Annotated in this window: 25 protein-coding genes; 6 read left to right on the top strand and 19 right to left on the bottom strand. The window is 66.9% G+C overall.

Annotated elements, in window-relative coordinates; translation table 11 throughout:
- Positions 1-9 precede the first annotated feature (9 nt).
- From MLP_RS08150 to MLP_RS08140, 3 genes are read right to left on the bottom strand one after another with little or no spacing between them, the layout of a single operon-like run.
- On the bottom strand, positions 10-1,221 hold the full coding sequence (locus MLP_RS08150; protein ID WP_013862577.1) for a multidrug effflux MFS transporter: 1,212 nt from the start codon (positions 1,219-1,221) through the stop codon (positions 10-12).
- A complete protein-coding gene (locus MLP_RS08145) occupies positions 1,222-2,115 on the bottom strand; it encodes a MurR/RpiR family transcriptional regulator (RefSeq protein ID WP_013862576.1) in 894 nt (297 codons plus the stop codon). It lies immediately after the preceding gene.
- A gap of 27 nt (positions 2,116-2,142) precedes the next feature.
- Positions 2,143-2,871: a dienelactone hydrolase family protein gene (locus MLP_RS08140; RefSeq protein ID WP_013862575.1), complete on the bottom strand. Its 729-nt coding sequence runs from the start codon at positions 2,869-2,871 to the stop codon at positions 2,143-2,145.
- Positions 2,872-2,956: 85 nt separating this feature from the next.
- Between MLP_RS08140 and MLP_RS08135 the strand changes: the two genes are divergently transcribed.
- The gene (locus tag MLP_RS08135) at positions 2,957-3,730 is read left to right on the top strand and encodes a trans-aconitate 2-methyltransferase (protein WP_013862574.1); all 774 of its coding nucleotides are present in this window, start codon (positions 2,957-2,959) and stop codon (positions 3,728-3,730) included.
- Between the two features lie 9 nt (positions 3,731-3,739).
- On the top strand, positions 3,740-4,027 hold the full coding sequence (locus MLP_RS08130; RefSeq protein WP_013862573.1) for a GNAT family N-acetyltransferase: 288 nt from the start codon (positions 3,740-3,742) through the stop codon (positions 4,025-4,027).
- A gap of 52 nt (positions 4,028-4,079) precedes the next feature.
- On the opposite strand, the gene MLP_RS08125 is transcribed toward MLP_RS08130, so the two are convergent.
- Together MLP_RS08125 and MLP_RS08120 are read right to left on the bottom strand one after the other, a co-directional pair.
- Entirely contained in the window at positions 4,080-5,327 is a 1,248-nt protein-coding gene (locus MLP_RS08125) for an ATP-grasp domain-containing protein (protein WP_013862572.1), read from the bottom strand.
- A gap of 59 nt (positions 5,328-5,386) precedes the next feature.
- Complete coding sequence (locus MLP_RS08120) at positions 5,387-6,145, bottom strand: esterase family protein (protein ID WP_156821084.1); 759 nt, start codon at positions 6,143-6,145, stop codon at positions 5,387-5,389.
- Positions 6,146-6,256: 111 nt separating this feature from the next.
- Here MLP_RS08120 and MLP_RS08115 point away from each other — a divergent pair, with 111 nt between their 5' ends.
- The 3 genes from MLP_RS08115 (at position 6,257) to MLP_RS08105 (ending at position 8,983) form a co-directional block, all read left to right on the top strand.
- Positions 6,257-8,245: a penicillin-binding transpeptidase domain-containing protein gene (locus MLP_RS08115; RefSeq protein ID WP_013862570.1), complete on the top strand. Its 1,989-nt coding sequence runs from the start codon at positions 6,257-6,259 to the stop codon at positions 8,243-8,245.
- 148 nt (positions 8,246-8,393) lie between these two features.
- Positions 8,394-8,672, top strand: coding sequence for a hypothetical protein (locus tag MLP_RS08110; RefSeq protein ID WP_041789860.1), 279 nt, complete (start codon positions 8,394-8,396; stop codon positions 8,670-8,672).
- Between the two features lie 50 nt (positions 8,673-8,722).
- Positions 8,723-8,983, top strand: coding sequence for a hypothetical protein (locus MLP_RS08105; RefSeq protein WP_070100547.1), 261 nt, complete (start codon positions 8,723-8,725; stop codon positions 8,981-8,983).
- A 229-nt stretch (positions 8,984-9,212) separates the two neighbouring features.
- Here MLP_RS08105 and dprA read toward each other — a convergent pair whose 3' ends face one another.
- From dprA to MLP_RS08050, 11 genes are all read right to left on the bottom strand, one after another.
- A complete protein-coding gene (gene dprA / locus MLP_RS08100; RefSeq protein ID WP_013862566.1) occupies positions 9,213-10,325 on the bottom strand; it encodes a DNA-processing protein DprA in 1,113 nt (370 codons plus the stop codon).
- On the bottom strand, positions 10,322-11,875 hold the full coding sequence (locus MLP_RS08095) for a YifB family Mg chelatase-like AAA ATPase (RefSeq protein ID WP_041789858.1): 1,554 nt from the start codon (positions 11,873-11,875) through the stop codon (positions 10,322-10,324). The genes dprA and MLP_RS08095 overlap by 4 nt, the downstream gene beginning before the upstream one ends.
- Positions 11,875-12,258 carry a YraN family protein gene (locus MLP_RS08090; RefSeq protein ID WP_083843749.1) on the bottom strand — a complete coding sequence of 128 codons (384 nt, stop codon included), beginning with the start codon at positions 12,256-12,258 and terminating at the stop codon, positions 11,875-11,877. The genes MLP_RS08095 and MLP_RS08090 overlap by 1 nt, the downstream gene beginning before the upstream one ends.
- Positions 12,259-12,395: 137 nt before the next feature.
- The gene (locus MLP_RS08085; protein ID WP_013862563.1) at positions 12,396-12,707 is read right to left on the bottom strand and encodes a DUF2469 domain-containing protein; all 312 of its coding nucleotides are present in this window, start codon (positions 12,705-12,707) and stop codon (positions 12,396-12,398) included.
- A gap of 19 nt (positions 12,708-12,726) precedes the next feature.
- Positions 12,727-13,398: a ribonuclease HII gene (locus MLP_RS08080; protein WP_013862562.1), complete on the bottom strand. Its 672-nt coding sequence runs from the start codon at positions 13,396-13,398 to the stop codon at positions 12,727-12,729.
- Positions 13,398-14,168, bottom strand: coding sequence for a signal peptidase I (lepB, locus tag MLP_RS08075; protein WP_013862561.1), 771 nt, complete (start codon positions 14,166-14,168; stop codon positions 13,398-13,400). The genes MLP_RS08080 and lepB (MLP_RS08075) overlap by 1 nt, the downstream gene beginning before the upstream one ends.
- A 27-nt stretch (positions 14,169-14,195) precedes the next feature.
- The gene (lepB, locus tag MLP_RS08070) at positions 14,196-15,002 is read right to left on the bottom strand and encodes a signal peptidase I (protein ID WP_013862560.1); all 807 of its coding nucleotides are present in this window, start codon (positions 15,000-15,002) and stop codon (positions 14,196-14,198) included.
- 13 nt (positions 15,003-15,015) lie between these two features.
- Entirely contained in the window at positions 15,016-15,366 is a 351-nt protein-coding gene (gene rplS, locus MLP_RS08065; RefSeq protein ID WP_013862559.1) for a 50S ribosomal protein L19, read from the bottom strand.
- A 668-nt stretch (positions 15,367-16,034) separates the two neighbouring features.
- The gene (locus MLP_RS08060; protein ID WP_013862558.1) at positions 16,035-17,489 is read right to left on the bottom strand and encodes a type II toxin-antitoxin system HipA family toxin; all 1,455 of its coding nucleotides are present in this window, start codon (positions 17,487-17,489) and stop codon (positions 16,035-16,037) included.
- Positions 17,486-17,773, bottom strand: a complete 288-nt coding sequence (locus tag MLP_RS08055; RefSeq protein WP_013862557.1) for a helix-turn-helix transcriptional regulator — start codon at positions 17,771-17,773, stop codon at positions 17,486-17,488. Before MLP_RS08055 ends, MLP_RS08060 begins: the two co-directional genes overlap by 4 nt.
- A gap of 70 nt (positions 17,774-17,843) precedes the next feature.
- Complete coding sequence (locus MLP_RS08050; RefSeq protein WP_013862556.1) at positions 17,844-19,412, bottom strand: ABC-F family ATP-binding cassette domain-containing protein; 1,569 nt, start codon at positions 19,410-19,412, stop codon at positions 17,844-17,846.
- 218 nt (positions 19,413-19,630) lie between these two features.
- Here MLP_RS08050 and MLP_RS08045 point away from each other — a divergent pair, with 218 nt between their 5' ends.
- Positions 19,631-20,422: a hypothetical protein gene (locus tag MLP_RS08045; RefSeq protein WP_013862555.1), complete on the top strand. Its 792-nt coding sequence runs from the start codon at positions 19,631-19,633 to the stop codon at positions 20,420-20,422.
- Between the two features lie 22 nt (positions 20,423-20,444).
- Here the strand turns inward: MLP_RS08045 and MLP_RS08040 are convergent, their stop codons facing one another.
- The 3 genes from MLP_RS08040 to MLP_RS08030 form a co-directional block, all read right to left on the bottom strand.
- Positions 20,445-21,203, bottom strand: coding sequence for a succinate dehydrogenase/fumarate reductase iron-sulfur subunit (locus MLP_RS08040; protein ID WP_013862554.1), 759 nt, complete (start codon positions 21,201-21,203; stop codon positions 20,445-20,447).
- Positions 21,204-21,471: 268 nt separating this feature from the next.
- Complete coding sequence (locus MLP_RS08035) at positions 21,472-23,439, bottom strand: fumarate reductase/succinate dehydrogenase flavoprotein subunit (protein ID WP_013862553.1); 1,968 nt, start codon at positions 23,437-23,439, stop codon at positions 21,472-21,474.
- A complete protein-coding gene (locus tag MLP_RS08030) occupies positions 23,439-24,155 on the bottom strand; it encodes a succinate dehydrogenase cytochrome b subunit (protein WP_013862552.1) in 717 nt (238 codons plus the stop codon). The genes MLP_RS08035 and MLP_RS08030 overlap by 1 nt, the downstream gene beginning before the upstream one ends.
- Positions 24,156-24,186 lie beyond the last annotated feature (31 nt).

Below are 24,186 nucleotides of genomic sequence, written 5' to 3'. Positions count from 1 at the left end.
GCTCACGTCCTAGACGATCTCACCACGGCTGCGCAACGTCCGCACCACCAGGAACCAGAACACCAGACCTGCCGCCACACTAACCCCGACCACCACCACTCCCATCGGCACCGCGGTGTGCTCGCCCGCCAGCCCGACCAGCGGGGCGACCAGGGCGCCGCCGATGTACTGCCCCAGACCGAGCAGCGAGGAAGCCCGCCCAGCCTGATGGGGATAGTCGGCCAGCGCGATGGTGGTCGCCGTCGGGAACACCAGTCCGACCGAGCTGACCATCACCCACAGCGCGATCAGCAGCGGCACCAGACCAGCGCCGAAGAGCACACTGACCAGGACGCCGACAGCGCCGAGCAGGTTCAGTCCCAGGCCGAAGCCGAGCACCCGGACAGTCGGCCAGGTGCGGGCCAGCCGGGCGCCGACCTGAGCCATCGCCATGATGCCGAGCGCGTTGATGCCGAAGGCGTACGAGAAGCCCTGCGGCGACATCAGATAGATCCGCTGCAGCACGAACGTCGCCCCGGCGATGTAGGCGAACATGGCCGCGCCGGCCAGCCCGGAGGCGAAAGCCGCGCCGAGAAACAGCCGGTCGGCCAACAGCTCACGAAAGCCGGCCAGGTTGGCCTGCAGTCCGCCGGCACTGCGCTGCTCCGGCGGCAGTGACTCCGGCACCCCGAGCAGTCCTGCGAGCACCAGCACCAGACCGAACCCGGCCAGCACCACGAAGATGCCACGCCAGTCCATCACCCGAGCCAGCTGTCCGCCGAGCAGCGGTGCGACTACAGGCGCCAGCCCGGAGACCAACGTCAGCCGAGCGAAGAAGATCAGCAGCGCATTGCCGCTGTACAGGTCACGAGCGACCGCCCGTGCGATCACCAGCCCGGCCGCACCGGCCAGACCCTGCAACAGCCGCAGCACGATCAACAGTTCGATGGTCGGGGCGAACGCACAGGCCAGCGAGGCGAGCAGGTACGCCACCAGACCGATCAGCAGCGGTCGGCGACGGCCGAACTGGTCCGACAGTGGACCAGCGATCAGCTGCCCGACCGCCAGCCCGAGCAGACAGGCAGTGATGGTCAGCTGGGCGCTGGAGGTGGAGGTGTTCAGCTCGCTGGAGAGCTCGGGCAGCGAGGGCAGATAAAGATCCAGGGAGATCGGGCCGAACGTGGACAGCATGCCGAGCACGACGATGGTCCGGCGAGGATGGGCATCGCCGCTCACCGGCATTCACTCACCATGCCGGCTGCGAACCACGGCGTAGGTGCTCTCCAGAGCTTTGATCGCCTGATCGTACGAGCGCTGCGCGACGCCGGCGAACAGGCAGTCGACCAGCGCCAGCTGAGCGATCCGGCTCGACATCGCCCCGGACCGGAACGTGGTCTCCCGGGCTGCGGTGAGCAGCAGCAGGTCGGCATACTCCGAGATGGGCGAGCCGGCGAAGTTGGTGATCGCGATCGTCGTGGCGCCTCGCTGCTGGGCCACCCGCAGGGTGTCGACAGTGTCCACCGTGGTGCCGGTGTGGGAGATGGCGACCGCGACGTCACCGCTCTGCAGCACTGCGGCGGAGGTCAGCGCCAGGTGCGGATCGGTCCAGACATAGGAGATCTTGCCGATCCGATGCAGCTTGTGATGCAGATCGGCGCCCACCAGGCCACTGGCCGCGACCCCGTAGATGTCCACCCGAGGCGCTGTGGCCACGGCGTCGACGGCGCGCTCCAGCACCGCCAGATCGAGGACGGCGGCGGTGTCGGCGATCGCCCGCTCATCGGCACGGGTGATCTTGGCGACCACATCGGCCAGCGAGTCCTCCGGGTCGATCTGACCGGTGGTGGGCTGGCCAGATGTCTGCTCCGACTCCTCCGCCAGCGCGGCGCGGGCCAACGCGATCCGCAGGTCCGGGTAGCCGCCCAGTCCGATGGCGCGGCAGAACCGCAGCACCGTGGTCTCCGAGGTCTGGCACCGCCGGGCGACAGTGGTGATCGAGCTCTCCGAAACACCCGCCGGGTCGGCCAGCACCAGCTCGGCGACCCGCTGTTCGGCCGGTCGGAGGTTGGGCAACGTGCCCCGCACCTTGATCAGGATCGACAACGCGGGCCGGTGCGGGTCGCTCGTTTCGGCCATGACAGCTCTCCTCACGCCCGGTCTCGGTCAGTCGGTAGCGTACTGCTCACGGTTCCGCAGATGAGTGGCGAGGAACCGGACAGTGCTCGTCCAGGCTTCCGCGGAGGCCTGCGCGTGGTGGAACATCGGCGCCGGATTGTCGAACGCGTGTCCGGCCCCGGCGTGGAGTTCGAAGGTCACGTCCGGCTGCGCGGTCACCGAAGCTTCGATCTCACGGACGGTCGCCAGCGGGATGTACGCATCCGCGTCACCGAAGTGGTGCAGCCCGGGCGCGTCCACCTGCGGCGCGAGCGGGTGCAACTGCGGGAGCGCCGAGCCGTAGTAGCTCACCAAAGCATCGACATGCTCGATCGCCGCCACGTTGAACGCCAGCCCACCACCGAAGCAGAAGCCGAGCGCGCCGACATCGCCGGTGACCTCGATCATGCCTTTGGTGTGGCGAACTGCGGCCACGCCGTCGGCGACCGCCGCGTCCCAGTCGAGTTGCTGCATCAAGGACATGCCCTGTTGCAGCAGATCGTCGGCATCCTCGTCCACGGCGGCCACACCCAATCGCCAGTAGATCTCCGGTGCCACCACGACGTAGCCCAGAGCGGCCAGGTCGGCGCATCGCGATCGGATGTAGCGGCCCACGCCGAAGATCTCCTGGAAGACCACGACCGCGGCCCCGGTCCCGGTCGGCGGCCGCCAGACCTGAGCCGGCAGCAGCCCGTCGGCGGTGACGATCTCGATCCGCTGGTCACTCGTCTCACTCACGCTGGCCAACCTATCCCCGCCCTCCCCGAGCCCGATCACTACGATGACCGCGAGTCGTGGAGGAACTGCGAGCCGAGGAGGAACATTGGCTGACTGGGATCCAGAGCACTACCGACGATTCTCCGACGAGCGATCGCGTCCGTTCGGGGACCTCGTCGCTCGGATCCGGGCCGACTCTCCTCGGCAGGTCGTCGATCTGGGCTGCGGCCCCGGCGAGCTGACCGCCTCGCTGCGCCGGCTCTGGCCGGACGCCGAGATCCTCGGCGTCGACTCTTCACCAGCCATGATCGCCAAGGCACAGGCGTTCGCGGACGACGGACGGCTTCGATTCCTGGAACGAGATCTGCGGACCTGGCGACCGGACAGCGACACCGACGTCATCCTCAGCAACGCCGCCTTGCAGTGGGTGCCGGGACATCGCACGCTGCTGGCCGGCCTCGTCGAACGACTCTCCTCGGGTGGTTGGCTGGCGTTCCAGGTGCCCGGCAACTTCGCTGCGCCGAGTCACGTGCTGCTGCATGAGCTCGCCGACACCGACCCGTACGCGGCCTACACCACGGGGCTGCTGCGACCGGCCTCGGCCGAGCCTGTCGACTATCTTGCCGATCTGTCCACGTTGGGCTGTCGGGTGGACGCGTGGGAGACCACGTATCTGCATGTGCTGTCCGGCCCCGACCCGGTATTCACCTGGATCTCTGCGACCGGCGCCCGCCCGGTTCTGCAGGCGCTGCCCGACGATCTCCGGGGGCGCTTCGAGCTCGAGTACCAGCGTCGGCTGCGGGAGGCGTACCCCGCACAGCCGCACGGCACGGTGCTGCCCTTCCGCCGGATCTTCGTCGTCGCGCAGCGAGAGGGTTAGGCTCCCGCCATGAGCACGATTCAGGTGGAGAGGAACGATGCGCGCTGCCGCTATGAGGGAACTCATGACGGCGAGTTGGTGAGTCTGGTCGACTATGTGCTCCGTGGCGACACCATGATCGTGATCCACACCGGCACCAATCACCGATGGCGGGGCCAAGGATTCGCCGGCCAGGTGACCCAGGCTGCACTCGACGACGCCCGGGATCGCGGTCTGCACGTGGTCGCCCGCTGCCCCTTCACCGCCGACTTCATCGCCCATCATCCCGACTACGCCGACCTGGTGAGCAAGAGCTGAACAAGGTGAAGCCTTATCCCCGAGGTTGGGGACAAGGCTTCACCTTGCCGGGTCAGCCGACCAACTTGGCGCTCTCGTCGGTGACCCACAAGCCGACCAGACCACGGAAGTGCGCCAGGAACCGCTCCCGCTCGTGCTCGGGATAGGTCGTGGTGACAGTGTCGACCAACATCTGATCGAAGTGCGGTGAGGCCACCCAGTCCAGCACGATCTCGTCGATGTGCGGCAGCGCCGCCGCGGCGAACTCCTGGTAGTGCTCGGTGTCGAAATGCTCATCGGCCAGCCGCTGATAGTGCCGCAGCTTGGCCCCATAGTCCAGGTCAGGATCGTCGGCGATGGTGAACCAGGGTGCCGGGTCGGCCTGCAGCCTGGCCGGGCGACCGGTCGCGGCACAGAAGGCCGACCACTTCACCAGCGCTTTCATCGCCCACGGGAAGTAGTAGTGCAGTGAGGTGACGGCGACGTCGGGGCAGGCGTTGGCATAGTCGATCGGCATCACGGTGTCGCCTTGGACCAGCATCTCGCAGGAGTTGAACTCCCAGCGGAAGAAGGCGTTCACCGTCTGTGCGATGGTGATCGCCTCCTGACCGGCGGCCGGGGACAAGAAGTCGTGGCTGACCGCGTACCGGTCGTGCATCGGCTCGTCCGGCCGGAAGTGCATCACCATCGTCTCCGGCCCGATGGTGAGCGCGCGGGCGAACACGTCGTACGGCTCGACCGACTTCTGCAGGTGCATCAACATCTCGCCGGACTGGTCGTACGCGGCCATCAGCGCGGCCTCGTCCTTGATCCGCGACACCCCGCGCCAGCCGCCACCGTCGAACGGCTTCATGAACAGCGGATAGCCCATCTCGGCAGCGATGGTAGGCAGGTCAAACGAGTCGTTGTAGTTACGCGAGGTGTAGGCCCAGCGGGTGTTGTCGATCGGGTTCTTGTACGGCACCAGCACCGTGTCCGGGACATGCATGCCGAGCCGCATCAGCGCGCAGTAGGCGGAGTGCTTCTCCATCGACTGGAAGGTGAACGGGGAGTTGAGCAGATAGACGTCATCCATCAACGCCACCTTCTTCAGCCACTCCCGCGGATGGTAGTACCAGTACGCGAGCCGGTCGATGACCAGGGTGTGCCGAGCTTTGTCGCGCAGATTGAACGGCGAGATATGCACCCGCTCGGTGTCCAGGTGGTGGGTCTGGTTGCCGTAGGCGAACGGGCCGAGGCGCTCGACGATCGCCTCGAAGGCGCGCGGCCAGTCCTCCTCCGCACCCAGCAGCAGACCGATCAGATGACGTGTGTCGGACACCTGGATTCCTTTCGTGGTGGGGTTGCCGTTCAAAGAGATTGTGAACCCGGGGTGCGGGGTCAGCAGAAGCGGGGCAGGTGATGCGCAAGCTGCTTGCGCCACCACTCCCAGTCGTGGCTGACGTCGAAGCCCCACAGGTCCAGCTCACAGCGAATGCCCTTCTCCTGCACCAGTTGGGCAAACCGGACCGTGGACGGCAGCGACCCGGTCGGCTGGGTCTCCCAGGCACCCTGTCCGACGACCAGCAGCACCGACAGCCGGCTGCGCAGCCACTCCAGGTGATCGCCGTGCAGGTTGGGCACGTAGTCGGTCGGGTTGGCGAAGTAGGTCGCGTCCCCGCGCTCGCCCCACGACCGCCAGGTCATCACGTCGTAATTGCCCGACAGGCCGATGGCCAACGGCGCCAGATCCGCGCGCTGGAAGGCGAAATGTACGGCGTGATAGGCGCCCATACTGCAGCCGGTGGTGATCAACTCAGCGCCGGCCGAGGTCTCGTCGTGGATGTAGGGCACGACGGTATGGGTGAGCCAGCGGGTGTAGACCTCGTGCCGCAGTGCCCGTTCCTCGATCGGCAGCCCTTTGTCCGACCAACTCTCGGCGTCGAGGGAGTCGACGCAGTAGAGCTTCACCCGGCCGCCGTTGACGAGATCGGCGATGGCATCCACCATGCCGTTGTTCTCGAAGTCCCACGCTCGGCCGGCCTCGGATGGGAACACCAGCACCGGCCGGCCGTAGTGGCCGTAGCTGATGATGTGCATCTCGCGGTCGAACCCGCTGCCCAACGGTGTCTCGATCTGATGGCGCCTCACGTGACTCATCCAAGTGGACTCAAGCCGATGGAACAAGGCTTGACAACGGCGGGTCGCAGCACTTGTGGTCGGGGCGCCGGGTGGCAGGATGGCCGGGATGTTCGGTACAGATGATGACTCATGCGTCGGCTGACGGCCGCTCTGCTCGCTGGACTCGCGTCGACGGCTCTGCTGTTGGCCGGGTGTACGAACGGCGGAGCACCCAACCCAGGAGGTGACGATCCCGAACGGGCTGCAACCGAGTTGGCCGCCGGACTGACCAAAAAGGACCTCAAACCGGTCGAGTTCGTCGCCGCTACCAGCGAAAACGTGGATGCGGCCTTCCAGACTCTCGTCCGCGGGATGGGACCGGTGGCGCCTCAGGTCAGTGTCGATTCCGTCGACCGCTCGGGCTCGGCGGCGACTGCATCACTGGATGTCAGCTGGACGTTCCCCGGCGTCCCGGACAAGTGGACGTACACGACCACGGCGCAGTTGCAGAACGACGGCGGTCGCTGGAAGACGGCCTGGCAGGCCTCGATCATGGAGCCGCAACTCAACGGCTCGAACCGGCTGAGTCAGCGCCGGGTCGCGGCCGATCGAGGCAAGGTGCTCGGCCAAGACGGTGAGGCGCTCGTCAAGAGCCGCTCGGTCGTGCGGATCGGCATCGACAAGACCGCATTCGACAAGGACACCGACGAAACCGGTGCGGTCGGTGAGGCCGCGCAGAAATCGGCGACCGCGTTGGCCAAGCTCGTCGGGATCAACCCGAAGGCGTACGGCAAGTTGGTCGCCGGAGCTGGTGATCAGGCGTTCGTCGAGGCGATCACCTTCCGAGCCGACGACGATGACCGGCCCAGCAACAAGGCCGTGTACGCGATCAAGGGGGCGCTGCCGATCCAGGGCGAGGCCATGCTGGCCCCCACGCGCGACTTCGCGCGACCCATCCTGGGCACGGTCGGCGATGCGACCAAGGAGATCGTCGACGACTCCGACGGTGCGATCGTGGCCGGTGACCAGGTCGGGCTCTCCGGTCTGCAGAAGCGCTATGACGCCAGTCTGCGCGGTACGCCGGGTGTCGAGGTACGGCTGCTGCCACTGAAATCCCCCTCGGCGTCTCCCTCCGCATCTCCCACGGCATCGCCGTCACCAACTCCTTCGGCGTCCCCCTCGGCGACCCCGGTCGTCGTCTTCGAGGTGCAGCCGGTGGCCGGCAAGGATCTGCAGTTGACCCTGAACCGGTACCTGCAGGAACTGGCCGAAAAGACCTTGGCCGACACCAAGCCGGCCAGTGCGATCGTGGCCATCCGGCCCTCGACCGGCGCCATCGTGGCGGCCGCGAACGGTTCCGGGAATGCCGACCAGAACCTGGCCACCATCGGGCAGGCAGCGCCGGGGTCGACCTTCAAAGTCGTCTCGTCGCTGGCGTTGCTGCGGGCAGGGATGAAGCCGTCGTCGATGCTGAAATGCCCGGAGACGATCACCGTCGACGGGCGCAGGTTCAAGAACTACAGCGACTATCCGAGTGGCTCCCTCGGCACGATCACCTTCCAGACCGCCCTGGCCCAGTCCTGCAACACCGCCTTCATCGGTGCCCGAACCAAGTTGGACGACGGGGACCTCGCCAAGGCCGCCGCCTCGCTCGGCGTGGGCGTCGACTACGACACCGGCTTCCCAAGCTTCTTCGGCAAGGTCCCGAAGGACTCCTCGGGCACCGGTGGCGCGGCGGCGATGATCGGCCAGGGCACCGTGCTGGCCTCACCGATGACCATGGCCGGCGTCGTCGCCTCGGTGGCCGGCGGACGAACCATCATTCCCACGCTGGTCGAGGGCCAGACCGCCAAGAGCACCGCCGCTCCGCTCACCGCGAGCGAGGCCAAGGCACTGCAGACGATGATGCGCGCGGTGGTGACCGAAGGCAGTGGCCGCACCCTGGCCTCGCTCCCGGGCCCCAAAGCGATCGCCAAGACCGGCACTGCGGAGTACGGCAGCAGCGAGCCACTGAAGACCCACGCCTGGATGATCGCAGCGCAGGGCGACCTGGCCGTCGCGGTGTTCGTGAACACCGGACAATCAGGCTCCAAGACCGCCGGCCCGCTGCTGAAGAAGTTCCTGGCGGGCGCCCAGTAAGGAGGCAATCTGAGAGGTGCGCAGATGTAGTTCCGTTCCGCTGAAGCTACATCTGCGCACCTCTCGATTCCTCGATCTCGACCGCCAACGTGGGTATTGCCCATTTCCCCATCCCTGCATACTGGTCATAGCGATCGAGGAAGTCACCATGAGTGCAGCAGCAGGGTTCGAGCCACTGCTCGAGGTCACAGCGGATGACCGAGCACGAATCCCGTTCGGGCGGGTCGGCGTCCATCGGAACGAGCGGTTCCTGGTGTCACGGAACGCCGCCGGAGACCTCCTGTTGACTCCGATGGCCTCGATTCCTCGGCGCGAGCTGATGATCTGGGAGAACGAATCCGTTCGCGAGTCATTGCAGCGTGGACTCGATGACGTCGCCCAGGGCCGGGTCGCACCACTGGACGACCTGCTGGCTGACGACGAGTGAACGCACCACCCTTTCAGTTGGTGTACACCGACGAGGCAAGAGCGGTACTCATGGACCTCGAACGACCGCGGCACAGCGTGAAGCGCAAGAAGGTGCTCAAGACACTCCGGTTGCTGCGCGACATCGGTCCTGCGCATCCCGGCCTCAACTCGCACAAGTACCACTCCCGGAGCGGTCCACAGGGTGAAGACCTCTGGGAGTCGTACGTCGATGACCGCACGCCCGGAGCCTGGCGGATCTGGTGGATCTGGTGGATCTACGGACCCGAGGACGACATGATCACCATCGTCACCCTCGGACCACATCCGTAGCTCCCAAAGTCGGATCTGCTCGGGGTTGTCGGATCCGCTCGGGAAGCACCGAATAGACGGTGCAGAACCGACGATATCGAGCAGAACCCGCTTGGCCGGCTTCTGGCCGGCACACGTGTTCCACGACCCCACGCGATCATGGCTCTACGACGCCCGCGACAACTCGCTGGGGCTGCGCAGAGTCGTGCACCTAGACTGGCTACGGCTGGAGGTCATCAACCCGCTGACTTCACCGTGACACCACCGCTCGCCAGCCCTCCGGCTCGCCGACCACCAGCCCGGCGTCCTCCAACGCGGCGAGCTGCGCCAGCACGCTCGGCACGGATACTCCCGCCGCCAGGGCGATCTCACCGGCGCTCACCCGGCGCCGAGCCGGCACCGCCTCGTACACCGAGAGCTGCACCGGATCCAACGCGTCGGTGACTCGATTCGGCCCATGCTCGATCGGCAGCATGGCCTGCCCCGCGCCGGAGACCAACTCCAGCACCTCGGCAACGCTGGTCACCAGCGTCGCCTGACCATTCCTGATCATCAGATGTGGGGCCGCGGACATCGCCGACTCGACCGAGCCGGGCACAGCCATCAGCACCCGGTTGCAGCCGACCGCCCAACTCGCCGTGTTCCTCGCGCCGGATCGCAGGGCCGCCTCGACCACGACCGTGCCGATGCTCAGCGCGGCGATCAATCGGTTCCGAGCAAGGAACCTGACCCTGGTCGGATGATTGCCCGGAGCCAGCTCGGACACGATCAACCCGTGCTCGGCGATCCAGTCGAAGATCTTCCCGTTGCCCTGCGGATAGTCGACGTCGACGCCATTGGCCAGCACCGCCACGGTCGGACCACCGACCGCCATCGCGCCTCGGTGCGCGGCGGCGTCGATCCCGTAGGCACCGCCGGAGACCACGGTGAAGCCGGCCTCGGCCAGCTCCGCGCCGAGATCGGTGGCGACACCCTCCCCGTACTGGGTCGCAGCCCTGGAGCCGACGATCGCCACCGACCGCTCCACCAGGTGCGCGAGGTGGCCCGGACCACGCAGCCACAGCCCGAACGGCACACCTCCTCGGCGTTGTACCTCGTCGCAGTAGCGCAGATCCGCCAGACGTTCCGGCCATTCGTCATCACCAGGCACGACAAACCTGGCACGGCAGCGGCCCGCCCGGCTGAGGACGCGATCCAGATCCAGGTGTGCGGCCCGCTCCGCCAATCCTTCCCCGAACTGGCCACTGGTGATCTGTTCCCAGGCTGCGGCCGCACCGGACACCAGCGCCACCTCGGCGACCGCCGGTTCCCCGGCCTCGACCACGCAGCTGAGGGCCATGCGAGTCGCCCGGTCCGAGCTCATGACACCTCCCGGATCCCGCTGCCGAGTCGGTCGCCCTGCCGCATCGCCAGCGCTATCCCGATCTCGTCGACACCCGGCCTGTCTTTGCCGGCCAGGTCAGCGATCGTCCAGCTCACCCGCCAGGCCTTGTCGATCCCACGGGGACTCAGCAGTCCGCGTTCGGCTGCCCGGTCCAGCAGGTGCAGACCGTCCGGCTGCGGCAGGTGATGCCGCAGATAGGCGCCCGTCACCTCGCTGTTGGCATGCCAGCCGGTCCCAGCCAGTCGTCGCCACTGCCGTTCTCTGGCCTCGGCGACTCGAGCCGCCACCGCCGCGCTCGGCTCGCCTCGGCCGAGGGTCGCCTGCAGTTGATGTCGCTTCAGCGGACGGAAGTGCTGGGTGATGTCCACTCGGTCGCGGATGGGTGCCGAGAGCTTCGTCGCGTACCGCCGGATGGCCATCGGCGGGCACACGCAAGACGCCCCGGCCGTGCCCGCTTGGCCGCACGGGCAGGGATTGGCGGCCAGCACCAGCTGGAAGCGCGCCGGATACCGCGTCATGCCGTGGCTTCGATGCAGGTTGACCTCGCCCGACTCCAGCGGCGTACGCAGCGCCTCCAACGCCTTGGGCGAGAACTCGGCCGCCTCGTCCAGGAACAGCACGCCCCGGTGGGCGACGGACACCGCACCCGGGCGGGCAAGTCCGGCCCCGCCTCCGATCAGGCTGGCCATCGACGCCGAATGGTGCGGGTCCGCGTACGGCGGGCGCCGGATCAGACCCCCGGTGAGATCGAAGCCGGCCAGCGAATGGATGGCGGAAACCTCCAGCGCCTCCGGAATGGTCAGCTCAGGCAACAGCCCCGGCAGCCGAGCCGCGATCATCGTCTTGCCGACCCCCGGCGGCCCGGTGAACATCAGATGGTGGCGTCCGGCAGCGGCCACCTCGACAGCCCATTTGGCCTCCAGCTGCCCAGCGACATCGGCCAGATCCAAGGCCGGGTCACCACTGTCGTGAGCCGCCTCCACCGGCAGGTCGACGGGCTCGGCATCGGGCACCGGCTCGTGGGCGAGCAACGCGATCAACTGGGCGAGCGAGGCCACTCCCAACACGTCGATTCCCTCGACCAGCTGCGCCTCGGCGGCCTGCCGATAGGGCACGATCACTCGCTGAAAGCCGTGCTGCACAGCAGCCAGCGTCGCGGGCAGCACCCCGCGCACCGGCCGCACCCGGCCGTCCAGCCCCAGCTCACCGACCAGCACCGTGCTGCGCAACTCGGATGCGAAGATGACATCGGACGCGGCCAGCACCGCCGCCACGATCGCGAGGTCGTAGCTCGAACCCTGCTTGGGCAGCGTGGCCGGCGACAGGTTGATGGTCAACAGGGTGCTCGGCCAGGACTGACCGCTGCTGTGCACGGCGGCCTTGCAACGGTCCCGAGCCTCGTACAACGACGTGTCCGGCAGCCCGACCAGAATGGTGCGCGGCAGCCCGGGCCCGGTGTGCGCCTCGACCTCGACGATCCGGCCGTCCAGCCCGACCAGGGCAACCCCGTACGCGCAGGCGAGACTCATCACTCACCGATCCCGACGACATGGGTCAGCACCGGCTGCCGATCACGCTCCAACAGCACCCCGATGGCGTCCAACCGGACCCCGTCCAGCGCCAGACCGGGATGCTGACTCAGCCACTCGGCGGCCAGCTTGCGCAGTCGGCTCACCTTCGCGTAGGTGAGCGACTCCAGCGGATCGCCGTAGCCACGGCCGGTGCGGCACTTCACCTCGCAGAACACCGCGGTCCGCCTGCCGCCGCTGGGATCCAGCGCCACCACGTCGAGCTCGCCCCACCGGCACGACCAGTTGCGATCCAGGATCTCCATCCCCTGGCTCTGCAGCTCCAGCGCCGCCAGGGTCTCCCCCGTCGCGCCGATCTCGTTGCGGGTCCGCCGCATTGTCATCGTCCACCTCCGCCTCAGACAGTTCTGTCCTAGACAATGGGGACGTCGGCGAAAATCGACCGGGGTCTCTGCGAATCTGTGGATGACGCTTCGGGCTCGATCGAGCCTGTGGACAACTGCGCCTGAAGCGGCGCACCTCAGCTGGGCTTGGGAACCTCGAGGTCGCTGTGCGCGATCTCCTCGATGGAGACGTCGCGGAAGGTGAGCACCTTGGCGCTCTTCACGAATCGGGCCGGGCGATACATGTCCCACACCCAGGCGTCGGCCATCGACACCTCGTAGTAGACATCGCCGCCCTCGGAGCGGACCTTCAGGTCCACCGCGTTGCAGAGGTAGAACCGCCGCTCGGTCTCCACCGCGTAGGTGAAGATGCCGACCACGTCCTTGTACTCGCGGTAGAGCTGGAGCTCCAGCTCGCTCTCGTACTGCTCGAGGTCTTCCGCGCTCACACCAATCCCTGCACTCTCGTCATGACGCCTCGACTCTAGCCGTCCGGGCGACGTTCTCGAACCTCATCCGATGCGTGGCTGACGGACCGTACGCATCCAGTCGCTCCTGGTGCAGCGGCGTGCAGTAGCCCTTGTGGATCTTGAACGCGTACGCCGGATAGACCTCGTCCAACTCACACATGATGCGGTCCCTGGTCACCTTCGCAATGATCGACGCAGCCGCCACACACGCCGCCACCCGGTCACCCTTCCACACCGCCAGGCCAGGCACGCCGAGGCCGTCGACGGGGAATCCGTCGGTGAGCGCGTACGTCGGCGGCACCGCCAGGCGGTGCAGTGCCCGACGCAGCGCTTGGACATTGGCGACATGCATCCCGAGCCGGTCGCACTCCCCCGGTTCGATGACCACCACCGACCAGGAGATTGCTTTCCGGACGATCTCGTCGTAGGCCCGCTCACGTTGCGCCGCCGACAGCAGCTTGGAGTCGCGCAGCAGGCTGATCTGCTTGGACCGCGCATCGGACAAGATGGCCGCGGCAGCGACCAGCGGCCCCGCACACGCGCCCCGCCCCGCCTCGTCCGCGCCCGCTACCGGAGCCAGGCCAACCCGGCCCAGCGCCCGCTCGTAGCCGTACAGCCCGCTGTCCCGGCGAACGCGGACCATCGTCGGCACCCCGCTGGATCGAGCCATCAGCAGCTGATGCCCGCGGGCTTGATCACCGCCTGCGCCGGCGGGGGCTCGGTCGGCGCAGGGACCTTGTCGAAGATGGCTGGTCGGTGCAGGATCTTGGCCCGACTGAACGGTGCCGCAATCGCGAAGGCAGGCCCCACCACCTTGTCGAGAGGAACAAAGGCGATCGTGCCTGCCGGCCCGTCCAAGGACAGGTCGGAGAGATGACACCGGGAGTCGGCGCTGAGGTCGCGGTGATCACCCATCACGAAGATTCGGTCAGCCGGCACGACCAGGTCGAAGGCGATGTCGGAGGGTGCGATCTGAGTGCCGTCCGGTTCCTTGTAGAGGTATTCGCTCTCGTCCATGGCCTGATCGTTCACCTTGATCCGGCCCTGATTGTCGCAGCAGACGACATGATCGCCTGGCATCCCGATGATCCGCTTGATCAGGTGCTCAGGACTGCTTGCGGTAGGAAAGCCGATGAAGTCGAGCACCTTGTCCAGCGTCGTCGGGTCCGGCGCCGGCCCGGACTCCAGCCAACCACCCGGATCCTCGAACACCACCACGTCGCCGCGCTTCGGATCGGTGAGCTTCTGCACCACCACCCGGTCCCCGACCAGCAGCGTGTTCTCCATCGACTCCGACGGGATGATGAACATCTGACCGACGAACGCCCGCAGCAGCGAGGAGACGATCAATGCGCCGACCACCACGATCAGCAGTTCCTTGACGAACGAGCCGAACCGGCTGCCGCCGCGCTTCCGCGTGGTCATGGTGTCGATGCTCACCGACTCTCCTTCGTCACCGGGGACGGCTCAGCAGCTGGCGTCCGATCCAGCATGCACCACTGGGCGCGCGGGCGCAGGTTGCACCGCAGCCGGTACGCCAGCGTACGTCGCCGGGATCGGAAGTCGATGCGCCTGGCTCACCGGCCAGGCGACCGCGATCGCCCGCCCGACCACCAGATCGAGCGGGATGAAGGCGTTCTCGCCCTTCTGCTGCCCGTCACCGGTGTCGTTCAGGTGGCACCGTGAGTCGCGGCTGGCCGCCCGGTTGTCACCCAGCACGAAGATCCGGCGATCGGGCACCACGACGTCGAAGCGGATCTTCGAGGGATCGGCCTGCACCTTGTCGGGATCGGTGTAGAGATAGGAGGTCTCGTCCAACGGCACATCATTGACGGTGATCCGACCCTTAGTGTCGCAGCAGACCACGTGGTCGCCAGGCATCCCGACGACCCGCTTGATCAGATGCTCGGTGCCGGTGTCGGGCAGGATGCCGACGAACTCCAATGCCTTGCCGACCCGCCCGCGCTCCTCGGTATGGACGCCCGTCAGCCAGCCGCCCGGATCGGCGAACACCACTACCTGGCCACGCTTGACCGAGCTGAGCTTCTCCACCACCACCCGGTCACTGACCTGCAGGGTGTTCTGCATCGAGATCGACGGGATGATGAACATCTGCCCGACGAAGCCGCGCAGCAGCGAGGCGACGATGACCGCGCCGATGACGACAGCCAGCAGCTCTTTGATGAACGCGCCGACATGCTGCGCGAAAGTCTGCTTGCCTCGTGACGGCAGGATCGACGGGTCGTTGTCTGGATCGACGGTGGAGTCCGGCACGTGCGGCGACGGATCAGGCGTCGCGCTTCTCCTTGATCTTGGCTGCCTTGCCGCGCAGACCACGCAGGTAGTACAGCTTGGCGCGCCGCACGTCGCCGCGACGGTCGACCTCGATCTTGTCGATGATCGGGCTGTGCAGCGGGAAGGTGCGCTCCACGCCAACGCCGAAGCTCACCTTGCGGACGGTGAAGGACTCGCGAACACCGTCACCGGAACGGGCGATGACCACGCCGGCGAAGACCTGGATGCGGGAGCGGTTGCCCTCGACGACCTTGACGTGCACCTTGACGGAGTCACCGGGTCGGAAGGCGGGGATGTCCTCGCGGACGGACTGGGAATCGACAGCGTCGATCAGCTTGCTCATTGTGTGATGTCTTCCTCGCAGTGCCGCAGGTCACCGAGTTGGGTGCCAAACCAAAGGCCCACTAGCGTGATCGATCCCCCCACGGCAGGAGTCACATCCAGTAGGCAACCCGAGCAAGTTTGCCACATCTGACTGGTGGGCAGAAATCCTGGTGGTCGGCGGTGGTGGTTGGGTACGCGATGGGTCTGGGGGTGGGGGTTTCGGGACAGCCATCCGCGCCTTCGCAGGCTCGGGCTCCCGAGGGTGTGTCTCCCCGGCCGGGGTCGATAGCGAGCGGTGTCCAGGGCGCGAATGGCAAGGCGGAGGAGGAGTCCGTAGCGGGGTTCTACGGACGACGACGACAACGCAGCCAGTCGCGTTCTGGGCGCTGCGTAGCCGGCCCGGGTCGGGGAGACACACCCACGCCCGTCCACGTCCCTTCACCCCACCCCCTGACCCATCGCTTTGCGCTCCTCATCGCCCGGCTGCCGGTGTGGATTTCTGCCCCGTCGGTCGATGTGGCTTGGCACGGGTTGCGACTGGCGTTCGATGGGTTCATGGGTCAGCGTTGTCGAGAAGGAGCAATTACATCCCAAAATCGCGAATTGACCTGTAATCACGCCTTCTCGAGGGTCTCATCTCCTTCTCGGCGAACCATGATCCCGGTGTGTGGCTTGCAGCGAGCAAAGTCAGCGCTGCGTCGACCGACTCCGGTAGTGCCCACTCCGCCAGGAGTCGCGGACCCACCGCCCCGGCACCCACACGTGCCCACTGGTCGCTCCCGCTGCCACCTGTTCGGTGGGGGCGAAGGTCGGTGTGTTCTCGCGTGCCAGATCGGAAGCAGACACCCTGCCGACAACGCTGTTCGCGAAGTCGCTGACGTGCTCGGGGAGGCGCAGTGCGCGCTCATCGGCAATTCCCTTCGGCAGCTCGGCAAGAGCCGCCTCGAATGACTCCGGCAATGCCCGGCCCAGATCACCGAGCAGTTCGACAAAGCCCTCACGGTCAGTGCCGAGCACGTCTGCAGTCCGTGCGATATCGCGGCCGGTGATGCTTCTGAAGCGGCGCGAGTTGCCGTACTTGACCGCAGCGCTCGACTTGTGGCGCACCCGATCCGCGTCCCAGATGCCGTGCGCCGAGATCAGATCGTAGGCGGGCGCCAGACGCACCCCCTGACCCGCGAGGAGCAGGCTGTGGTTCTTGGCATGCGCATCCACGCCCGCCGTAAGCAGGTTGAAGGCAAATAGCCGGGTCAGCGCGCGCTGGTCGTTGTCGAGATACGCCAGCGACGCCGCTTCCCGCACCAGGCGCGCCATGTCCGCCATCGTGGGCCCGCCGTCTTCTTCGTACTTGCGTGCGGGAAACACGCCGAGCGCCTGACAGAAGTCCTCTTGATGGATCCGCAGCACACTGCCATCGCCTTGGACCCGGCGATCGTAGCGGGTCGTCACGAAGGCGCTGATGCCCGCGAAGTCACAGATCTCGACCGCCGCGGCGGGCACGCCCACGAGTCGGGCGGCGCGCATCGTGACGTACTCGACCGCCTGAACAGCCGCGTTCGTGACTCCGGACACGATCGCCATGCCGGGCTTCACGATGTGAGTGCTCGCGGCTCGACCGTTCGGCTCGAACCAGCGCTCCCCGATCCTGGCGAGCGCGAACTTGCCCTGGATCCCACCGAGCGAGAAGCGACTCTCATCCTGGTCACCATCGTCCACCCAGTGATCCGGATCGACGAGAATCCCCTGGACACGTTCGGCGATCCTGGCGTCGCTGATCGAGGAGAGGCTTCCGGCCGACGCCGGCATCATCCCCTCGGGCACCACCTGCACCGATCCTGGCGCGTCCTGCCCCATGTGCCGCAGCAGCGTGAAGGGATCGTTGCGGCGCTCGCCGAACTTCGCGGCCCACCTGTCTCGCACCTCCACCGCGTCGGGCAGCAGGTTCGACAGCCAGGGCATCACCCGATCCGGGCCGTGCCCGGCTTGGGTCTTCGGCATGCTGACCGAGAGCGGCGTCGTCTCCGCGTCACTCCGGTAATCGGCGTCGTAGAGGAACTCGACCTGTCCCTCTGCTCCGCGCAGGAGCTGGCCGATGTGCCGGGCATCGAGCCAGAGATCCAGCACGTCCTGCCGCCGTGTCATGGCAGGTCTGCGAACACGTGATCCAGGACGTCGGTCGGCTTGGCGCGCTCAGCGACCAACTCATAACCGAGCGCGGCAACGAGATCCATGGCCGCCGACAGCGACGGAGCGACCTTGCCCTGCTCCACGTCCTGCAGCCAGCGCCGGCTCTTGCCCACGGCCTGCGCGAGCTGTTCCTGAGTCAGGCCACGCCGGATCCGGGAGCCGCGCGTAAACGCGCCAAAACCCGCCCGAGTACGGAGGGATACTCGATCCGGAAGCGCAGCATCCTTCCCATCAGTCACAATGGGAAGCATAGTGCGCCTTCTCGGCAATGAGAAGTAATCTGCACATTCTGAACGAGCGGTCTCGGGCTCAGGAAATCGAGAGGACGATGCGGCCGGTCAGCTGGAGGTCGGCGAGGAAGGGTTCGTCGTGGCTGACAACCAGCAGGGCGCCTTGGTAGGCGTTCAGGGCAGCGGTCAGTTGGGCGACGCTGTCCAGGTCGAGGTTGTTGGTCGGCTCATCCAGGATCAGCAGCTGCGGAGCCGGTTCGGCGAGCAGCAGCGCGGCGAGACTCGCACGGAAGCGTTCACCACCGGAAAGCGAGCCCACCGGGCGGACGATGGTCGCAGCGTCGAGCAGGAACCGGGCCAGTTCGGCCCGCAGAGTGTTGTCATCAGCGCTGGGCGCCAGTCGGGACACCCCGGCCAGCACCGTCTCGCGATCGTCCAGCACCGTCAGCCGTTGCGGCAGGACGCGGGTCGGCACTCGTAGGTCTACTCGGCCGGCCACCGGCGACGCCGCGCCAGTGATCGCATCGATCAGCGTGGTCTTGCCGATCCCGTTCGGGCCGACAACGGCGATCCGGTCCGGGCCGCGCAGGTGCGCTGACACGCGGACCCCGGTGCGCAGCACCACCTCTTCCAGCAGCAGCACATCTCGGCCAGCGGGTACGGCCGTGCGGCTCAGATCGATCCGGATCAGATCGTCATCGCGTACGGCATCCTCGGCCTGCTCCAGCCGCACCCGAGCCTCTGCCACATCGGCTTCGTGTCCGCCCTTGAGCTTGCCGGCCGACACCTGCGCCATCCGCTTCTTGCCGTTGGCCACGATCTTCGGGATGTTGCCGGCTTGTGCCTTGGCAAACCGCTGCCTGCGGTCCAGCTTGATCCGCATCTCGATCAGCTCGCGTTGCTGCCGCTTGAGGTCACCGTCGGCCGACCGCACCGCCCTCCGGGCAGCTTCCTGCTCGACCTCGAGCGCAGCCTGATAGGCCGAGAACGGACCGCCGAAGAACCGCAGCTCGCCATCGCGAAGTTCGGCGATCTGATCGACGGTCTCCAGCAGCTCGCGGTCGTGGCTGACCATGAGCAGCGGACCGCGCCAGCGACGTACGGCCTCGGTGAGCAGGCCACGTGCCCGACGGTCGAGGTTGTTGGTCGGCTCATCAAGCAGCAAGACGTCCGGCTCCGCCAACAGCAGACCAGCAAACGCCAGCAGCACTGCCTCACCGCCCGAGACCGTGCCGATCCGACGACTCAGGTCGAGCCCGGAGAAGCCGAGCCGCTCGACAGTGGCCAAGGCCTCGCCCTCCAAGTCCCACCGATCGCCGATCAGCTCGAAGTCCGCCTGCTCTCCCTCACCCGCCGTGACTCGCTCGAGAGCTTCCAGCGCAGCAGCCACACCAAGAACATCGGCGAGCGTCCGGTCCGCCTGCAAGACCAGTTGCTGCGGCAGGTAGCCGATCCGAGAGGGTCCCTGTACGGACCCCGAGCTGGGCGGCAGATCTCCGGCCAGGATGCGAAGCAGCGTCGACTTGCCGCTGCCGTTGCGGCCGACCAGTCCGGTGGCCCCGTCGGGAAAGGTGGCGTCGAGGCCGGCGAAGACCGACTCGCCGTTGGGCCAGACGTAGGACAACTGATGACAAACAAGGGACGGCATAAGGTGCTCCTGGAGTCGAGTGACGGAAGGGTCAAGGACTCACAGGGACACAGGCGTCTACCTTTCAACGGGAACGCCAGCCAGACTAGCCCTCTCGGACCCCGATCGCACGGGCTTTTTGGCGCGAAACCCCGCGGACGTGAGGGAAATGGACCAGAACTCGCGGCGGCGGGGTAAGGATGGAGCCTGCCAACAGCGCACGACGAGGAGCACGACTGATGAGCGACTACTCGCAGAACGGGCGCCGGGCGCGCTCCCGTCTCCCCTTGGTGGTCGGAGTGGTCCTCGCCGGACTCCTCGCCGGCTGCAGCCCGACCTCCAACGGCGGGAACAACCAGCCGTCCCCCACCCCAAGTGCCGCACCGGCCCGATCGGTGACCGCGACCAACCTGCTCACTGTCGAGGACGTCGAGGGCACCAACGACGATCCGATGACCAAACAGGCGGTTGAGGCTGCCGAGGGCCAGGGCCGGCCGGTCTCACAAAGCTACATCTGCCTGCCGCAGGACGGACTCGCCTCGCTGGGTGCCACGTCGATGGTGACTCGCGACTTCACGTTCAAGATCATCAACGCTGACAGTGACCCGCACCCGAAGAGCCCCCTGAAGAACAAACCCTCGGTCTACACCCAGGCTTTGCAGTTCGCCGACGAGCCGGCTGCGACGGCGGCGAGGGCGACCTACGCCGGCTGGATCAAGGACTGCCCCAAGACATTGCTTGACCGCGGATACGGAGTTGACGACGGCCAGAGTCTGAAGCTGACCACCTTGAAGAAGGAGGGTGGCAGCGCACAGGCCGGCATGGTGGCCTACACCGAGCCGGCCGTCAAGGACACCGAGGACCTCTACTGGGAGAGCGCCGGCCTCACCCAGGTGAAGGACCGGTTGATGGTCACGATCACGGTGGGCTGGGGCATGGACACACCTGGCACCTTCGACGAGAGCGAAGGCGACTTCGTCAACCCACTGGCTTATCTGATCGAGTACAGCATCGAGCGCCTGCAGGCCTAGCGACCAAGGATCACTCGCGCGATCAGGTCTGCGGGTTCACCATCGCGCCGAGCAGGTCCCGGTTGAGCCGGGAGATCGTCTCCAGGGGGATGCCCTTCGGGCAGACGGCAGTGCACTCGCCGATGTTGGTGCAGGCGCCGAAGCCCTCCTCGTCATGGGTGTGCACCATGCCGACCACCCGGGACTTGCGCTCCGGCTGGCCCTGCGGCAGCAGCCCCAGGTGGGTGATCTTGGCGGCGGTGAACAGCATCGCCGAGCCGTTCGGGCAGGCCGCGACGCAGGCCCCGCAGCCGATGCAGGTGGCAGCGTCGAAGGCATGGTCGGCGGCCGCCTTGGGCACCGGCGCCGCATTGGCCTCAGCGGCGCTGCCGGTCGGGACCGAGATGAAGCCGCCGGCCTGGATGATCCGGTCGAACGCGCCGCGGTCGACCACCAAGTCCTTGATCACCGGGAACGGGTCGGCTCGCCACGGCTCGATGTCGATCACCGCACCATCGGTGAAGGAGCGCATGTGCAGCTGGCAGGTGGTGGTCTGCACCGGTGACTCGCCGCGACCGTGGGGGATGCCGTTGATCACCACGCCGCACATGCCGCAGATCCCCTCACGACAGTCGCTGTCGAACGCGATCGGGTCCTCGCCCTTCAAAGTGAGCCGCTCGTTCAGCACGTCGAGCATCTCCAGGAACGACATGTGCTCGCTCACGTCGGGCACGTCGTAGGAGACCATCTTCCCGGACGCCTCCGGCCCAGACTGCCGCCAAACCCGCACAGTGATGTTCACAGTGTTTCCTCCAAGCTCGCACTCACTCCGCGCCTCAAGACTCTGTCTTCCTCACTCACTCGCAGACGAAAAGCGCGTCCGCTCGACTCGCTCGTCCAGACAGAGCCGGCGCTCCGCTCCCACGAGCGTCGGGTTTCCTCCAAGCTCGCACTCACTCCGCGCCTCAAGACTCTGTCTTCCTCTCTCGCTCGCAGACGAAAAGCGTGTCTGCTCGACTCGTTCGTCCAGACAGAGTCGGCGCTCCGCTCGTGCGAGCGTCGGATAGTAATCACTTGTAGCTCCGCTGCTTCATCTCGACGTACTCGTACTCCAGCGGCTCCTTGTGCAGGATCGGCTTGCCGCCGTCGCCGCCGAACTCCCAGGCCGACACGTACGCGAACTCGTCGTCGTGCCGCAGCGCCTCGCCGTCCTCGGTCTGCGACTCGGCCCGGAAGTGGCCGCCGCAGGATTCCCGCCGGACCAGGGCGTCGATGCACATCAGCTCACCGAGCTCGAAGAAGTCGGCCACCCGCCCGGCCCGCTCCAGCGCCTGATTGAGCTCGTCGTTGGTGCCGAGCACCTTCACGTCGGCCCAGAACTCCGCCTTCAACTCACGGATCCGCGTGATCGCCTTGCGCAGACCCTCCTCGGTCCGCTCCATCCCGCAGTATTCCCACATCACCCGACCGAGTTCCTTGTGGAAGGAGTCGACCGTACGGTTGCCATTGATCGACAGCAGCTTGTCGATCCGGGACTTGACCGCCTCGACGGCCTCGACCGCGGCCGGGTGGGACGCGTCGATCTTCTCGAACGGCCCGGCGGCCAGGTAGTCGTTGATCGTGTTCGGCAGCACGAAGTAGCCGTCGGCCAGCCCTTGCATCAGGGCCGACGCGCCGAGCCGGTTGGCACCGTGGTCGGAGAAGTTGGCCTCCCCCGCCACGTACAGGCCGGTGATCGAGGACTGCAGGTCGTAGTCCACCCACAACCCGCCCATCGTGTAGTGCACGGCCGGATAGATCCGCATCGGCGTCTCGTACGGGTTCTCGCCGGTGATCTGGGCGTACATGTCGAACAGGTTGCCGTACTTCGCCTCGACCGCCGGGCGGCCCAGCCGCTTGATCGCGTCGGCGAAGTCCAGATAGACGCCCAGACCGCCGGGACCGACACCACGACCCTCGTCGCAGACGTACTTCGCGGCTCGAGAAGCGATGTCGCGCGGCACCAGGTTGCCGAAGGCCGGGTAGATCCGCTCCAGGTAATAGTCGCGGTCGGACTCCGGGATCTGGCGCGGATCGCGCTTGTCCTCCCCCGACTTCGGCACCCAGATCCGGCCGTCGTTGCGCAACGACTCGCTCATCAAGGTGAGCTTGGACTGATACTCGCCGGTGACCGGGATGCAGGTCGGATGGATCTGGGTGTAGCACGGGTTGCCGAAGTACGCGCCCTTGCGGTGGGCCCGCCACGTGGCGGTCACATTGCAGCCCATCGCATTGGTGGACAGGAAGAACACGTTGCCGTAGCCGCCGGTGCACAGCACCACCGCGTCGGCGAAGTGGGTCTCGATCTCGCCGGTGACCATGTCCCGAACGACCACACCACGGGCCCGCCCGTCGGCCACGATCAGCTCGAGCATCTCGTGCCGGGTGTTCATGGTCACCGTGCCGGCCGCGATCTGCCGCTCCAGCGCCTGATAGGCGCCGATCAGCAACTGCTGCCCGGTCTGGCCGCGCGCATAGAAGGTACGAGAGACCTGTACGCCGCCGAAGGATCGATTGTCGAGCAGCCCGGCGTAATCCCGAGCGAACGGGACGCCTTGAGCGACGCACTGGTCGATGATCTCCACGCTGACCTGAGCCAGCCGGTAGACGTTGGACTCCCGGGACCGGAAGTCGCCGCCCTTCACGGTGTCGTAGAAGAGTCGGTAGATGGAGTCGCCGTCGTTGCGGTAGTTCTTGGCGGCGTTGATGCCGCCCTGGGCAGCGATCGAGTGCGCCCGGCGCGGGGAGTCCTGATAGCAGAAGCTGGTCACCTGATAGCCGGCCTCACCGAGCGTCGCGGCCGCCGAGGCCCCGGCCAGTCCGGTGCCGACGATGATCACGTTGAGTTTGCGGCGATTGGCCGGGTTGACCAGCTTGGCGCCGAAGCGACGCTTGTCCCAGCGCTCCTCGATCGGGCCGGCCGGCGCCTTGGTGTCGCCGATGTCCGGGCCGTCGACGTAGAGCGAGTCCGCGTCGACCGAGTTGATCGTGTCACTCATCAGCTGACCACTCCGAACAGGATCGCGTAGGGAACGAGGAGGAAGCCGACGGTGACCGCCAGCGCGACCAGGTAGGCGAGGATGTTGAGCCGGCGCCGGGTGGCGGGGCTGGTGTTGGCGCCGAGGGTGGTCAGCGCGCTCCAGGTCCCGTGCCGCAGGTGGAAGCCGACCGCCAGCAGGGCGATCGTGTAGCAGACGACCAGCCACCAGACCTGGAAGCCGCTGACGACGCGGACGTACGGGCTGTTCTCGGGTCCGCCGTCGCCGGGACCGACCACGTGGAAGGTCAGCTGCAGCAGGTGATAGATGACGAACAGCAGCACCACGATCCCGCCCCACCGCATGGTGAACGACGCGTACGTGCGCTGCACGCCCTTCTTGCCCTTGCTGCTGACGTAGCGCGAGGTGCCGCCGCGGGCGCGCCGATCCCGCTTCCACAGGGTGGCCGCGGAGTAGACGTGCGCGATGATCGCCACCAGCAGCACGATCCTGATCACCCACAGGGCACCGGAGTACGGCAGGATCGGCTCACCCATGGTGCGCAGATGATGCGCGTAGTCGTCGAAGGCCTCCTGGCCGGCGAACACCTTGAGATTGCCGTACATGTGGGCCAGCAGATAGCCGATCATGATCAGCCCGCTGACCGCCATCATGGCCTTCATCGCCACGGTGGTCCGAGCCGCCTGCTGCGACCGGGTGAGAGAGGTAGTCGCCACGAGGTCACACTAAGTCCAACTGAGCGTGCGA

Source organism: Microlunatus phosphovorus NM-1, assembly GCF_000270245.1.
GTDB classification, from domain to species: domain Bacteria; phylum Actinomycetota; class Actinomycetes; order Propionibacteriales; family Propionibacteriaceae; genus Microlunatus; species Microlunatus phosphovorus.
This window is presented reverse-complemented; position numbering and strand designations above follow the sequence as displayed.

Bases quoted from the DNA above. Each gene is read 5' to 3' on its own strand.
- MLP_RS08050 (WP_013862556.1), bottom strand. From the start codon at position 19,412: ATGCCGTCCCTTGTTTGTCATCAGTTGTCCTACGTCTGGCCCAACGGC.
- MLP_RS08080 (WP_013862562.1), bottom strand. From the start codon at position 13,398: ATGGCTCGATCCAGCGGGGTGCCGACGATGGTCCGCGTTCGCCGGGAC.
- MLP_RS08035 (WP_013862553.1), bottom strand. From the start codon at position 23,439: ATGAGTGACACGATCAACTCGGTCGACGCGGACTCGCTCTACGTCGAC.
- MLP_RS08045 (WP_013862555.1), top strand. From the start codon at position 19,631: ATGAGCGACTACTCGCAGAACGGGCGCCGGGCGCGCTCCCGTCTCCCC.
- MLP_RS08095 (WP_041789858.1), bottom strand. From the start codon at position 11,875: ATGAGTCTCGCCTGCGCGTACGGGGTTGCCCTGGTCGGGCTGGACGGC.
- MLP_RS08145 (WP_013862576.1), bottom strand. From the start codon at position 2,115: ATGGCCGAAACGAGCGACCCGCACCGGCCCGCGTTGTCGATCCTGATC.
- dprA (WP_013862566.1), bottom strand. From the start codon at position 10,325: ATGAGCTCGGACCGGGCGACTCGCATGGCCCTCAGCTGCGTGGTCGAG.
- MLP_RS08150 (WP_013862577.1), bottom strand. From the start codon at position 1,221: ATGCCGGTGAGCGGCGATGCCCATCCTCGCCGGACCATCGTCGTGCTC.
- MLP_RS08110 (WP_041789860.1), top strand. From the start codon at position 8,394: ATGAGTGCAGCAGCAGGGTTCGAGCCACTGCTCGAGGTCACAGCGGAT.
- MLP_RS08105 (WP_070100547.1), top strand. From the start codon at position 8,723: ATGGACCTCGAACGACCGCGGCACAGCGTGAAGCGCAAGAAGGTGCTC.
- MLP_RS08090 (WP_083843749.1), bottom strand. From the start codon at position 12,258: ATGACAATGCGGCGGACCCGCAACGAGATCGGCGCGACGGGGGAGACC.
- MLP_RS08120 (WP_156821084.1), bottom strand. From the start codon at position 6,145: ATGAGTCACGTGAGGCGCCATCAGATCGAGACACCGTTGGGCAGCGGG.
- rplS (WP_013862559.1), bottom strand. From the start codon at position 15,366: ATGAGCAAGCTGATCGACGCTGTCGATTCCCAGTCCGTCCGCGAGGAC.
- MLP_RS08115 (WP_013862570.1), top strand. From the start codon at position 6,257: ATGCGTCGGCTGACGGCCGCTCTGCTCGCTGGACTCGCGTCGACGGCT.
- MLP_RS08060 (WP_013862558.1), bottom strand. From the start codon at position 17,489: ATGACACGGCGGCAGGACGTGCTGGATCTCTGGCTCGATGCCCGGCAC.
- MLP_RS08130 (WP_013862573.1), top strand. From the start codon at position 3,740: ATGAGCACGATTCAGGTGGAGAGGAACGATGCGCGCTGCCGCTATGAG.